Annotated in this window: 13 protein-coding genes; 9 read left to right on the top strand and 4 right to left on the bottom strand. The window is 62.9% G+C overall.

All coding sequences use genetic code 11. The features are described 5' to 3' along the window. Positions 1-163 precede the first annotated feature (163 nt). The 6 genes from ACCO56_RS05120 to ACCO56_RS05095 all read left to right on the top strand — a co-directional run bounded on the left by ACCO56_RS05120 (position 164) and on the right by ACCO56_RS05095 (position 6606). Complete coding sequence (locus tag ACCO56_RS05120) at positions 164-793, top strand: TetR/AcrR family transcriptional regulator (RefSeq protein WP_433638263.1); 630 nt, start codon at positions 164-166, stop codon at positions 791-793. After that, on the top strand, positions 774-1937 hold the full coding sequence (locus tag ACCO56_RS05115; RefSeq protein WP_433638261.1) for an isovaleryl-CoA dehydrogenase: 1164 nt from the start codon (positions 774-776) through the stop codon (positions 1935-1937). The genes ACCO56_RS05120 and ACCO56_RS05115 overlap by 20 nt, the downstream gene beginning before the upstream one ends. 71 nt (positions 1938-2008) lie before the next feature. Beyond that, positions 2009-3616: a carboxyl transferase domain-containing protein gene (locus ACCO56_RS05110; protein ID WP_433638259.1), complete on the top strand. Its 1608-nt coding sequence runs from the start codon at positions 2009-2011 to the stop codon at positions 3614-3616. A 5-nt stretch (positions 3617-3621) separates the two neighbouring features. Continuing rightward, positions 3622-4155 carry an O-acetyl-ADP-ribose deacetylase gene (locus tag ACCO56_RS05105; RefSeq protein ID WP_433638258.1) on the top strand — a complete coding sequence of 178 codons (534 nt, stop codon included), beginning with the start codon at positions 3622-3624 and terminating at the stop codon, positions 4153-4155. Between the two features lie 34 nt (positions 4156-4189). After that, complete coding sequence (locus ACCO56_RS05100) at positions 4190-4606, top strand: VOC family protein (RefSeq protein WP_433638355.1); 417 nt, start codon at positions 4190-4192, stop codon at positions 4604-4606. A 47-nt stretch (positions 4607-4653) separates the two neighbouring features. Then, positions 4654-6606 (top strand): acetyl/propionyl/methylcrotonyl-CoA carboxylase subunit alpha, encoded by a 1953-nt coding sequence (locus tag ACCO56_RS05095; protein ID WP_433638255.1) that lies wholly within the window; start codon positions 4654-4656, stop codon positions 6604-6606. A 53-nt stretch (positions 6607-6659) separates the two neighbouring features. Here the strand turns inward: ACCO56_RS05095 and ACCO56_RS05090 are convergent, their stop codons facing one another. From ACCO56_RS05090 to ACCO56_RS05080, 3 genes are all read right to left on the bottom strand, one after another. Beyond that, positions 6660-7778, bottom strand: a complete 1119-nt coding sequence (locus ACCO56_RS05090; protein ID WP_433638253.1) for an ABC transporter substrate-binding protein — start codon at positions 7776-7778, stop codon at positions 6660-6662. Between the two features lie 231 nt (positions 7779-8009). Next, a complete protein-coding gene (locus tag ACCO56_RS05085; protein ID WP_433638250.1) occupies positions 8010-8276 on the bottom strand; it encodes a sel1 repeat family protein in 267 nt (88 codons plus the stop codon). Between the two features lie 400 nt (positions 8277-8676). Beyond that, the gene (locus ACCO56_RS05080) at positions 8677-9381 is read right to left on the bottom strand and encodes a glutathione S-transferase N-terminal domain-containing protein (RefSeq protein WP_433638247.1); all 705 of its coding nucleotides are present in this window, start codon (positions 9379-9381) and stop codon (positions 8677-8679) included. 464 nt (positions 9382-9845) lie between these two features. Here ACCO56_RS05080 and ACCO56_RS05075 point away from each other — a divergent pair, with 464 nt between their 5' ends. The 3 genes from ACCO56_RS05075 to ACCO56_RS05065 all read left to right on the top strand — a co-directional run bounded on the left by ACCO56_RS05075 (position 9846) and on the right by ACCO56_RS05065 (position 12689). Continuing rightward, the gene (locus ACCO56_RS05075; RefSeq protein ID WP_433638246.1) at positions 9846-10028 is read left to right on the top strand and encodes a hypothetical protein; all 183 of its coding nucleotides are present in this window, start codon (positions 9846-9848) and stop codon (positions 10026-10028) included. Positions 10029-10102: 74 nt separating this feature from the next. Then, a complete protein-coding gene (locus ACCO56_RS05070; protein WP_433638245.1) occupies positions 10103-11605 on the top strand; it encodes an AMP nucleosidase in 1503 nt (500 codons plus the stop codon). A 58-nt stretch (positions 11606-11663) separates the two neighbouring features. Then, a complete protein-coding gene (locus ACCO56_RS05065) occupies positions 11664-12689 on the top strand; it encodes an endonuclease/exonuclease/phosphatase family protein (RefSeq protein ID WP_433638243.1) in 1026 nt (341 codons plus the stop codon). Positions 12690-12716: 27 nt separating this feature from the next. Here ACCO56_RS05065 and ACCO56_RS05060 read toward each other — a convergent pair whose 3' ends face one another. Beyond that, positions 12717-13313, bottom strand: a complete 597-nt coding sequence (locus ACCO56_RS05060; protein ID WP_433638241.1) for a DUF922 domain-containing protein — start codon at positions 13311-13313, stop codon at positions 12717-12719. Between the last annotated feature and the right edge of the window lie 5 nt (positions 13314-13318).

Here is a 13318-nt window from a genome sequence, read left to right as displayed (position 1 = left end):
GTGCGGGGAGAGATGTCCGGCAGGACAGTGAGGGGTTGCCTGAACTGGAATTTTGCTTGAATCGCCGGCGCCCTGCGCCGGCTTTTTTGCGCCCGCCACAGCGAGTTGCCCGTTGAATTAATTAAACGTTCGTTTTATTATCTTGCCATCGGGAGGTTTTTCGATGGCGCGAACCACGGGCTCGGATGGCGAGAAGACGGAAGCGGCGCTTCGTGAGGCGGCGGTCAGCCTGATCGCGCGCTACGGCTACGAAGCCGTTTCCATGCGGCAGCTCGCGGCTGAGGTCGGCGTGCAGGCGGCGGCGCTCTATCGCTATTTCCCGAACAAGGAGGACCTGCTTTTCACCCTGATGCGCGAGCATATGGAAGGGCTGATCGGCGGCTGGGGAGCCGCCCGGCCCCGGTCCGGCGGCCCGGTCGGGCGGCTCGCCGCCTTCGTCGATCACCATATCCGCTTCCATGTCGCGCGCCGCCACGCGACCCATGTCTCCAACATGGAACTGCGCAGCCTCTCGCCCGAGAGGCTCACGCATATCCTGCGCCTGCGCACGACTTACGAGAAGGAGCTGCGCTCGATCCTGCGCGAAGGCGCCGAAAGCGGCGATTTCCAGGTGGACGATGTCGGTCTTACGGCGATGGCGATCATCCAGATGATCACCGGCGTCATCGTCTGGTTCCGTCCCGATGAGCGGCTCTCTGTCGAAGAGGTCGCGAAGACCTATCTTTCAATGACGATGCGCCTCACGGGCGCACGCACAGCGGGCGAGAAGAACAATGTACACGCATTCGCTTGATTTCGGACTGGGCGAGGACATCGAGGCTCTTCGCGACATGGTGCGCCGTTTCGCGGGAGAAAAAATCGCGCCGCTCGCCGCCGAGATCGACCGCACGAACGAATTTCCGAGCCAACTGTGGAAGGAACTCGGCGCGCTCGGCCTGCTCGGCATCACCGCCGATCCCGAATTCGGCGGTTCGGGCATGGGCTATCTCGCGCAGGTCGTGGCGATCGAGGAAATCAGCCGCGCCTCCGCCTCCGTCGGGCTCTCCTATGGCGCTCATTCCAATCTGTGCGTGAACCAGATCAACCGCTGGGGAACACCGGAACAGAAGGCCCGGTATCTGCCGGCGCTTTGTGCGGGAGATAAGGTCGGCGCTCTCGCAATGTCGGAATCGGGCTCCGGTTCCGATGTCGTGTCGATGCGGCTCAGGGCCGAGAAGCGCAACGACTGCTACATCCTCAACGGCACCAAGATGTGGATCACCAACGGTCCCGACGCCGATACGCTTGTGGTCTACGCCAAGACGGATCCGGAACGGCAATCGCGCGGCATCACCGCCTTCATCGTCGAGAAGGAATGGTCCGGCTTCTCGGTCGCGCAGAAGCTCGACAAGCTCGGCATGCGCGGCTCGAACACGGGCGAGCTCGTCTTCGACAATGTCGAGGTGCCTTTCGAGAATGTGCTTCACCGGGAGGGCTCGGGCGTCGAGGTGCTGATGTCCGGTCTCGATTACGAGCGCGTGACCCTCGCCGCGGGCCCGGTCGGCATCATGGCCGCATGCATGGACACGGTCGTGCCCTATGTGCATGAGCGCAAGCAGTTCGGCCAGCCGATCGGCGAGTTCCAACTTGTCCAGGGCAAGCTCGCCGACATGTATGCCACGATGAACGCCTGCCGCGCCTACGTCTATGCGGTCGCCGCCGCTTGCGACCGGGGGCAGACCACACGGAAGGATTCCGCCGGCTGCGTGCTGTACGCCGCGGAAAAGGCGACCCGGGTGGCGCTCGACGCGATCCAGCTCCTTGGCGGCAACGGTTATATCAACGACTATCCGACCGGCCGCCTCCTGCGCGATGCCAAGCTCTACGAGATCGGCGCCGGCACAAGCGAGATCCGTCGCTGGCTGATCGGGCGCGAGATCATGGCGGAGAGCCTTTAGACGCCAATCAGCTATTCTCCCCCGCCGATCCGGGAATCGGTTCGAATTTCGAAGTCATCCGCCGAGGAACCATGGCCACGCTGCAGACCCAGATCTCCCCCGCCTCCGATGCCTTCAAGGCCAATGCCGAACGCATGCGGGCGCTTGTCGCCGACATCGCCGACAAAGCGGCGGTGGTCGAGCACGGCGGCTCGGAGGATGCCCGTGAGCGCCATGTCTCGCGCGGCAAGCTCCTGCCGCGCCAGCGCCTCGCCCAGCTTCTCGACACCGGCTCGCCTTTCCTGGAGATCGGCCAGTTCGCGGCCTGGGACCTGTATGGCGGCGACATCGCGTCGGCCGGCATGATCACGGGTATCGGCCGCGTCGAGGGCCGCGAGGTGATGGTGGTCGTCAACGACGCGACGGTGAAAGGCGGCACCTACTATCCGCTGACCGTCAAGAAGCACCTGCGCGCCCAGGAGATCGCGCTGCAGAACAACCTGCCATGCGTCTATCTCGTGGATAGCGGCGGCGCCAACCTGCCCAACCAGGACGAGGTGTTTCCGGACCGCGAGCATTTCGGGCGCATCTTCTACAACCAGGCCAATATGAGCGCCGCCGGCATTCCCCAGATCGCCTGCGTGATGGGGTCCTGCACGGCGGGAGGCGCCTATGTGCCGGCCATGTCCGACGAGACCATCATGGTCCGGAAACAGGCGACCATCTTTCTCGGCGGCCCGCCGCTGGTGAAGGCGGCGACCGGCGAGGACGTGACCGCCGAGGAACTCGGCGGCGCCGATCTTCACACCCGCCAGTCGGGCGTTGCCGACCATTACGCCATGAACGACGAACATGCGCTCGCCATCGCCCGGCGCATCGTCAGAAACCTAAATCGGAAAAAGGAGATCGGGCTCGATCTTCGCGATCCTCGCCCGCCGCTTCACGCGCCGGAGGAGATCTACGGGGTTATCCCCGCCGATCTGCGCCAGCCCTACGACGTGCGGGAAGTGATCGCGCGCGTGGTCGACGGATCCGAGCTCGACGAGTTCAAGCAAAACTACGGCACGACCCTGGTCACGGGCTTCGCCCACATCCACGGCATGCCTGTCGGCATCATCGCCAACAATGGGGTGCTGTTTTCCGAGAGCGCGCTGAAGGGCGCCCACTTCATCGAGCTCTGCTGCCAGCGCAGGATCCCGCTGGTGTTCCTGCAGAACATCACCGGCTTCATGGTGGGGCGCAAATACGAGGCCGGCGGCATCGCCAAGGACGGCGCCAAGCTGGTCACTGCGGTCGCGACCGCACAGGTTCCGAAGGTGACGATGATCATCGGCGGTTCCTTCGGCGCCGGCAATTACGGCATGTGCGGCCGGGCCTATTCACCGCGCTTTCTGTGGATGTGGCCGAATGCCCGGATCTCGGTCATGGGCGGGGAACAGGCCGCCACCGTGCTCGCCATGGTCAAGCGCGAAGGCATCGAGCGCCGGGGCGGCAAATGGTCGGCATCCGAAGAGGCGGAATTCCGGGCGCCGATCCTCGACAAATATGAACGCGAGGGGCACCCGCTCTATTCCTCGGCAAGACTGTGGGACGACGGCATCATCGACCCCGCGAGAACCCGCGACGTCCTGGCGCTGTCCCTGTCGGCGGCGCTCAACGCGCCGGTGCCGGAGACGAAGTTCGGCGTCTTCAGGATGTGACGGCCATGCCTTCGATCTTCGAGCGAATGCAGGTGAACACCGGCGACATCACGAGGCTGGAGGTGAGCGCCATCGTCAATGCGGCCAACCGCTCGCTACTGGGCGGAGGCGGCGTGGACGGCGCGATCCATCGCGCCGCCGGCCCCGGGTTGCTTGCCGAATGCCGCACGCTCGGCGGCTGCGAAACCGGCGATGCCAAAATCACCGCCGGATATCAACTGCCCGCTGCCCATGTCATCCACACTGTTGGCCCGGTCTGGCAAGGCGGTTCGGCAAACGAAGCGGAACTGCTGGCATCCTGCTACCGGCGGTCATTGGAGCTCGCGCAGCTTCACGACTGCGCCTCGATCGCCTTTCCGGCCATTTCCACGGGGATTTACGGCTATCCGAAGGACATTGCGGCGAAGATCGCCGTGCACACGGTTGCGGCTTTCCTGGAAACGAACGATCTGCCACGGTCCGTCGTCTTCGTCGGCTTCGATGAAGCGACCTCGCAGCGCCATGCAGCGGAAATCGCGGCACTGAAAACGGGCGAGTGAGCGTTTCGAGAGAGAAGGAAAAGATTGCATGGACATGAAACTGCACCGCGGCCGCCTCATCGACCACATCCATCTCCGCGCCCGGGACCTCGATAAGACGAAGAAGTTTTATCGCGCTGTGCTGACGGCGATCGGCAGGGCGGACGCGATCCACGAGACCGACAGCTACTTTTCCGCCGACGAATTGTGGATCGACGCGGCGGACGGTCCCACCTCGCGCATCCACCTCGCGTTCCAGGTTCCGGACCGCGACACCGTGGCGAAGTTTCATGCCGCCGGTCTCGCCGCCGGCGGCACCGACAATGGCGCGCCCGGCGAGCGCCGCTACCATCCCGGCTATTACGCGGCCTTCCTGCTCGATCCCGATGGGAACAACATCGAGGCGGTTCATCACGGCCCGGCGGCGCGATCGGCCGCGTCGGTGGAGATCACCTGGAAGCAAGATAGCTGAACTCGCCCAGGACGTATGTGCCGGCCGAGATCGAAGAAAGGGTGCTGATGTTTGCGAAGATCCTCATTGCCAACCGAGGCGAGATCGCAGTCCGTGTCATTCGGACGGCGCGCAGGATGGGGGTCCGCACCGTCGCGGTCTACTCGGACGCGGACGCCCGGTCGCTGCATGTCGCCATGGCGGACGAAGCCGTCTACATCGGCCCCTCCCCGGTCGGCGAGAGCTATCTTCGCGGCGATAAGATCATCGAAGCTGCCAAGGCGACAGGCGCCGAGGCGATCCATCCGGGCTACGGCTTCCTTTCCGAAAACCCCGACTTCGTGGAAGCGGTCGTCGCGGCGGGGTTGGTCTTCATCGGACCTTCCGCCTCGGCTATCCGCGCCATGGGTTTGAAGGACGCGGCCAAGCGACTCATGGAGAAGGCCAGCGTCCCGGTCGTGCCGGGTTACCATGGAGAAGATCAGGGGCTCGTGCTGCTTGCCGGCAAAGCCCGCGAGATCGGCTATCCCGTCTTGATCAAGGCACGCGCCGGAGGCGGCGGCAAGGGGATGCGGCGTGTCGATCACCCTGACGACTTCGCCGAAGCCATGGCGGCCGCGAGGCGCGAAGCCAAGGCCGCTTTCGGTGACGACCGCGTGCTCGTGGAAAAATATGTCGAGAAGCCGCGCCACATCGAGGTGCAGGTCTTCGGCGACAATTTCGGCAACGCCGTCCATCTCTTCGAACGCGACTGCTCGGCTCAGCGCCGCCATCAGAAGGTCATCGAGGAAGCTCCCGCCCCGGGCATGACGCCGGAACTGCGCAAGGCGATGACCGAGGCAGCGGTGAAGGCCGCCAAGGCCATCAAATATTCCGGCGCGGGCACGATCGAATTCATCGTGGATGCCTCGGAGGGCCTGAGGCCCGACCGTTTCTGGTTCATGGAAATGAACACACGCCTCCAGGTCGAACATCCCGTGACGGAGATGGTGACCGGCATAGACCTCGTCGAATGGCAACTTCTTGTGGCGGCGGGCGCCAAGCTGCCGAAAAGCCAGTCGGATATCGGGCTCGACGGCCATGCCTTCGAAGCCCGCATCTATGCCGAGGACCCGTCGAGGGGTTTCCTGCCGGCGACGGGAACGCTGCATCATCTGAGCTTCCCGGAAGCAGCGCCAGATGGCGCCGTCGTTCGGATCGAAACCGGAGTCAGGCAAGGCGATGCGATCTCGCCCTATTACGACCCGATGATCGCCAAGCTTGTCGTGCATGCAGGCGATCGGGCATCCGCGCTTGCCGCGCTCGACGAGGCACTGGGGCAAACCCGGATCGCCGGCTCGGTGACGAACGTCGCCTTCCTGTCCGCGCTGGCGCGCGATCCCGATTTCGCCTCCGGCGATGTCGACACCGGCCTGATCGGACGAAAGCAGGAAGCGCTCGTCGCAAGCGATCCGCCCAGCCACAGCGCCGTCGCCAGGGCGGCGCTGGCCGCCACCGCGCCCGCCGCCGCGCTCTCCAGCGATCCATGGGCCCGGTTGAGCGGTTACGCGCATTTCCACACCACGGCGCGGCTGGTGAGGTTAGGCTATGGCGAAGCTGAGATGGCAGCCCGGGTATCGGCTCGCCGGGACGGACGTTTCGACGTGGCCGTCGACGATTGGGATCCGATGACGCTGGAGACCGGCGGATCCAGCCAAGCCAACGACGTTGTCGTGTGGCCGGGGCACATCACGGTGTTCGGGGAAGGCCGGGCTTTCACCTTCGCCACGCCAGACCCGCTGGAGCGCGCGGACGATGCGGCCGCCGGCGACAGCTTGCGGGCTCCCATGCCCGGCCTCGTGAAGATCGTGCGCGCGGCCGCCGGCGAAGCGGTCGCCAAAGGGCAACCGCTACTCGTGCTCGAAGCGATGAAAATGGAGCACACCATCACAGCGCCCCATGAAGGCGTGATCGCCGAGATCGTGACGGAGGGCGCTCAGGTCACCGACGGCACGGTGCTCGTCCACTTCAGCGAAAACTAACGAGAAATGGCCGGGAGGACCCGGCCATTTCTCGGATCAGGTCGATCCAATTACTACTGGAGCTTCGAATATTTGCCGTCGCTCCAGACATTAATGTCGTAAGCGGCATTTTTGATATCGCCTTTCTCGTCGAAGACGATCGGGCCGATGACGGTCTCAATCGGCTCGCCGTTTTTCAGCGCTGCGGCGACGGCCGCCGGATCGTCACTGCCGGCGCGTTCGATGCCCTGCGCGAAGGCCTGGATCGTCGCATAGGCAAAAAGCGTGAAGCCTTCCGGCACGAAGCCGGTGGCCTTGATCTTGTCGACCGCTGCCTTGGCTTCGGGGCGGGCCTGCGGATCGGCTGGGAAGACGAACATGGTGCCCTCGCCCGCTGGGCCGGCGATCTGCCAGAACTCCGGCGTGGCGATGCTGTCCGGCATGATCAGCTGGAACTTGAAGCCCTGTTCGGCGGCCTGGCGCAATATCAGGCCCGCCTCGTTGTGATAGCCGCCGAAATAGACCACATCGGCCTTCAGCTCCTTGAGCTTGGTAACCAGGGCCGAATAGTCCTTCTCGCCGGCATTGATGCCGTCATAAAGGATCTCCGTCAGGCCGCCCTTGTTCATTTCGGCTTTCACCGCATCGGCCACGCCCTGGCCGTAGGCGCTCTTGTCGTGCAGGACCGCGACATTCTTGCCTTTGTACTTCTCCGCGATCCACGGACCGATGAAGGTGCCCTGACGATCGTCGCGTGTGTAGAGGCGCATGATCGTGGCCCAGCCGTTCTTGGCCGCGTCCTCGGTCAGCAACGGGTTGGACGAGGCCGGGCTCATCATCAGCGCGCCCGCCTCGGCATAGACCGCCGAAGCCGGGATGCTCGAGCCCGAGCAGGCATGACCGTCGATGAAGTTGATGCCATTGGCGACGATGCGGTTGGCGACCGACACCGCCTGCTTCGGGTCGCAAACATCGTCTTCGACTGCCAGCTTGATCGTTCGGCCGCCGACGCCGCCGGCTTCGTTGATAGCCGCGACCGCCGCTTCCGCACCGTGGCGGAACTGGTCGCCGATGGTCGCCAGCTGTCCCGTCATCGGTCCGACTACCGCAAAGGTGATCTCGTCGGCCGCGGCAGAGCCGGAGGCCATGGTCAGAGCGATCAGCGCCGCCCCTAGAATTCGTTTCGAAAGCATTTCTCCTCCTTCGCCGCACATGTTCCTTGCGAGGCGTCATGAAATGTGAAACCGGACCTTTTCACTCCCGCTTGGGCTTGTCCAGTCGCATCACGAAAACGAAAAGCCGCGCCGGCGTTGTCTCGCCGGTCGCGGCTTTGCATTGGCGCTCTGTCGGCGCCGAGATCCCCGGCCGTGGCGCTTCTTTCCCGCTCTCCTGGCCGGAGCCTTCCCTGTTACGTCAGTCAAAAATCAGTGGGTGGTCATCCATTCCCGCGCTTCGCGCAGCGCCCTGGCGATCTCGGGCTTAGACATGGCGGCCGAAAGTTCGGAGCGCAGTTCGGCGGCCCGCGCGGAACCCTTGATGGCAGCGATGTTGAACCATTTGTGGGCGGCGACGAGATCGCTCTCGCAGTCGCGGCCGGTCGCGTACATCATACCCAGTTCCAAGAGAATGTCGGCCTGAGCGGTCGAACCCATGGTACCGAACCCGGCCTCGAGCATTTCGAAACGTGCCATTTCAATCCCCTGTCTCGTCTTGGTCGAGCGGCTCCGTTTCTTCTTGTCGAGCCGCCCTTTCGATGCTTTCGAGAATGCGGCCAACGCTTGAATCTGCCGTTAAACGGCTTGCTTAATTTGAGGAAAACAAAGCTAAAACAATAAGTAAACGATAGACTTCGTTAAGCATCGAACCTGGTGGGATTCCTCGATTTTTCAGAAAAACCTCTGAAAATTGGCCCAAGCTCCGGCAAGCGTTTGCTAACCACGAAAATGGGCGTCCCCTACAAACCGTGCTCGACGGCCTGATCTGCGGAGACAAACCTGGGCCAAACTTTGAAGGCATTCCGCGCAGCTGTGCAGGCATCGGACGCGAGCTCAGGGCGACCGATGCCAGGGGAAGTTGTACCTTTGAAGGCTCCTACGCCCGGGCGCGTTGCCCGAACAGCACCTTCTGAGCTTCCTTGTCATCGGCGAGATTGCGCCGATGTTCCTGGCCGATCTCGACGGCCCGCACGACGGCGGGACGTGCGCCGATCGTCTCGAACCAGCGCTTGAGGTTCGGGAAATCGTCGAGATCCTGCCCCTGGTTTTTGTACGGCCTGACCCAACCATAAGAGGCCATGTCAGCGATCGAGTAGTCACCTGCAAGGAATTGCCGCTCGGCAAGGCGCTTGTTCATCACGCCATAGAGGCGGTTCACCTCGTTCGTATAGCGGTCGACCGCATAAGGAATCTTCTCGGGAGCGTATTGGCGGAAGTGATGAGCCTGCCCGGCCATCGGTCCCAAGCCGCCCATCTGCCAGAACAGCCATTCGTCGACCGCAACTCGCGCGCGCTCATCCGTGGGATAGAAGCGGCCGAATTTCCTGCCGAGATACTGAAGGATCGCCCCGGATTCGAACACCGAAATGGGCTCCCCGCCCGGACCTTCGGGATCGATGATAGCGGGCATCCGATTGTTGGGAGAGATCTTCAGGAAGGACGGTTCGAATTGTTCGCCGCGGCCGATATTGACATATCTTACTTCATAGGGAACGCCGAGCTCTTCGAGCATGATCGTTATTTTCCAGCCGTTCGGCGTCGGCCAATAATATAGTTCGATGGGCTTCACTTGGGTGGCCATGGGCAAGTCTCCACGTCGCTGCGCCTTGAACGACAGCACCGGGAAACCGGCACTGATGCTCTAGCTCATTGCTTTGCGCCGAGTTTCTCCGAATCCTCATGCACTGTCGGAGGACCCAGCGCTCCAAAGCAGATAGTCGACGTCGGCCGGAACACAAGCCGACAATATTGGACGCTGCTGTTAAGTTTCTTGAACACTGGATGAACGCCCTTCTCAGGGCTGGTTCAGTGCGCGCGATGCATGCTGTCCCCAAGTTGTTGAAGGGGACTTCGAAAAATGCTCGCTCGCCGGTTCACGATCGTCTGCCTGCTGATGGCGCTGTTCGGCATGTTGTTCTCCATCCTGGTCGCGCAGACGGGCCGGAAAGCACATTCCTGGAAAGAAACAATCGTTGTTTCCAGCGCAATGCAAAACGGAAATGCCTCTGCCGGACAGGCCGGTTGAAGAGCCTCAGGGTCAAGACAATGAAACAGTTGACTGACACCCTCCGCCTCCTCGTCCGTGCGGCCTTCCTGGCCGGGCTCGTCGCCGCCCCGCTGCTGATGGTGCCCCAGGTAAACGCTGGCGACCGCGTCTTCATCGAGGCCCCCGGCCAGAAGAAGATGGGCGCCGGGCTTGTGCTGCTCGTCAGCCTGCAGCGCGCCTGAAGAGCGCGCGCGGGATCAGCACCGAGCTTCCTGGCTCCCCCTCCCCAAACCCATCGGATTCTCTATAATGGGTTATGGAAAAGCGAATCTATCCACAGCCGATCGAATCGATCGCCAGTCCAGAGCCCTTCGCCCGCCAGAGCTTCTCCGATGCGCGTCAGGCGGTCGATGCACTCAAGATGCTCTACGACCGCAATACCGCATTCCTGCGGGACTCCTTCAGGCTCCTCGCCGAGGGCCGCGACAACAATCGCCGTTTCCGCGCGTTCTATCCCGAGGTCAGCGTCTCCACCTCGTCCTTCGCCCAGGTCGACAGCCGTCTTGCCTATGGCCACATGCCTTCACCGGGACAATATTCCACCACCGTCACGCGGCCGGATCTCTTCGAGAACTATCTGGTCGACCAGTTGCGGGTGATCATGCGCAACCACGGCGTACCGGTGACCGTGTCGGAATCCGAAACTCCGATCCCCGTGCATTTCGCTTTTGTCGAGGGGACCCATGTCGACGGGGCCTTCGCCGACGGTCTGAAGCGGCCGTTGCGGGACATTTTCGATGTGCCGGATCTCAACGGCACGGACGATCTTATTGCCAACGGCACGTTCGAGCCCATCCCGGGCGAAGCCCTGCCGCTTGCACCCTTCACCGCACAGCGGATCGACTATTCGCTGCACCGGCTGTCGCACTATACGGCGACGAGCCCGCAACACTTCCAGAATTTCGTGCTGTTCACCAACTATCAGTTCTATGTGGACGAATTCTGCCTCTATGCCAGAGACATGATGACCCGGGGCGGAGGCGGCTACACGGCCTTCGTCGAGCCGGGCAATCTCGTCACCTCGGCCGGGCAGGCCGCTCCGCAGCAGGGCGCCGCCCTCGCGCGGCTGCCGCAGATGCCCGCCTACCACCTGGTCAAGCCCGGCCATGCCGGCATCACAATGGTCAATATCGGCGTCGGGCCGTCGAACGCAAAGACCATCACTGATCATATCGCGGTATTGCGCCCCCATGCCTGGCTGATGCTCGGCCACTGCGCCGGTCTGCGAAATAGCCAGGCTCTCGGCGATTACGTGCTCGCCCACGCCTATGTGCGCGAAGACCACGTGCTGGACGACGACCTTCCCGTATGGGTTCCGATCCCACCGCTTGCCGAGGTCCAGGTCGCCCTTCAGGAGGCGGTCGCCGAGGTCACCGGGCTTTCCGGCTATGATCTCAAGCGCATCATGCGCACCGGAACGGTTGCCACCATCGATAATCGCAATTGGGAACTGCGCGAGCAGCGCGGCCCTGTGCAGCGGCTGTCGCAGTCCCGCGCCATCGCGCTCGACATGGAATCGGCGACGATCGCCGCCAACGGTTTTCGCTTCAGGGTACCCTACGGCACGCTGCTCTGCGTCTCCGACAAACCTCTCCACGGCGAGTTGAAGCTGCCCGGCATGGCCACCGAATTCTATAAGCGTCAGGTCGCGCAGCACCTGACGATCGGCATCAGGGCCGTCGAAAAGCTTGCCGAGATGCCTCCGGAACGGCTCCATTCCCGCAAGCTCAGAAGCTTCTCGGAAACGGCCTTCCAATAAGGCACTCTTCCGCGGCTCCACCATGAATGGGCCGCATTCATCCTGCACGTCCTGCGCCATGAACAAGAGGGGCGTGTTCGAACTGTTGCGGCTCGCGGCACTGGCATTGCCGATCGCCGTATCCTTGCCGCTGATAGCGGGCTTCTTCGGAGCTTGGCATCCGGCTTTCGACAGCTTCGCCCATTTCCGGATGCATCTTGCCGTGGCGACGGCCCTATCGGCGCTTCCGGCCCTCTCCCTGGGGTATTGGAAAGAGGCCGGTCTTTCCATCACGCTGGGCCTGGGCGCCTTTGCAACAGCAGTAAACTTCCCTGCCACGCTGGTCTTCGGGCAGGTCAATGCCGCCGTGAAAACGAACCAGGCCACCTATCGGCTTCTCCACGTCAATGCGCGCTTCGACAACGCCACTCCGGAAAAGCTCCTCTCGCTGATCGGCCGGACCCGCCCCGATATCGTCGCCGTCAACGAGGTCTCGCCGATATGGATAGCGCAACTGGAGCGCATCTCGGCCGCCTATCCCTATTCCATTTTCTGCGAGCCGCGGAGCCCCATAGGACCCGCCGCGATCCTGTCGCGCCGCCCCTTTGCAGCGGGAGGCGAAGGCGCATGCTTCGAAAGCGGTGCGATGGCGACTGCCGAAATCGACCTGGGCGGCCGAAGCATCGCGGTGGCGGCGATGCACCTCAAATGGCCCTGGCCGTTCAGCCAGGCCAGGCAGATCGACCGGCTGTCGGGCCCGCTTGCGCAACTCGGCGAGACCGCGCTCGCCGCGGGAGATTTCAATGCAGCCCCGTGGAGCAACGCGGTCGCACGCATCATGGACGCGGGGGGACTCGATCGCGTGAGCGGATCGACGCCCACCTGGCTTTCCAGGAGACTGCCTGTTTCCTGGCGGCAATGGATAGGCTTGCCCATCGACCATGTCTTCAGGAAAGGCGCCGTCACGGTCCATTCGGTGAGCATCCAGGAGGATGTCGGATCAGACCATGCTCCCTTGCTGGTCGAGTTTTCTCTCGACCCCGTCGAAGTTCCGGCCATTGAGGAAAGTACGACCGCGCTCAATCACGGCGGCGCGAGGTTCTGACGCTCACCGCGTACATGGCAGCCGAATTCAGCGACTTCTGAGCAGTGCGTCCACCAAGCCCTCGACCCGCCCACCGTCGCGATGCTCTTTGCCGTCGAACTGGACCTGGCGGGCCTCGTAGTCGGCATAGATCGCGGCCACCTTCCGTTTCACTGCGCGGCGGCTCTTCGAACAGTCGGGATCGTTTCGCATCGACATGCCAGCTACTTCCCGCTCGGCGGCACGCACCATTTGCCTGGCAAGCGTCCCATGTGTTTCCTCATGCTTGCGCACGCCTTTCATGAATCGGGTCCAGCGGCGGTCGAGGTCAGGCGGCAAACGATTGGCGACACGCGGGAAAGTGTAGGTGATGGCAAGCTCGGCCGTCGCGTTCTTCACACGGCAAGTGCCGTTGGCCATGGCCCATTCGATTTCCCAGCCCACCGTATAGCCGGTCTGAGCAATGGCACGTGTCAGAAACCCGTGTTTCGGTCCCCGTCTGTCCATGGCGTCGAGCAAGGCGGGACCATTGCTACCGGAAATGTCGTAGTTCTTGCGTTTGACGCTGACCTTCACTTCCGCCGACGCGGAACCGGCAAACAGCACACAAACGGCGGCGATGCAGGCTTTTGTGAAGAATTGCATCGAAC

Origin of the sequence: Mesorhizobium sp. 1B3 (assembly GCF_050958605.1) — a bacterium.
Taxonomy (GTDB): Bacteria; Pseudomonadota; Alphaproteobacteria; order Rhizobiales; family Rhizobiaceae.
Note: the sequence above shows the minus strand (reverse complement) of the source record. Positions and strands in the feature narration are given on the sequence as shown.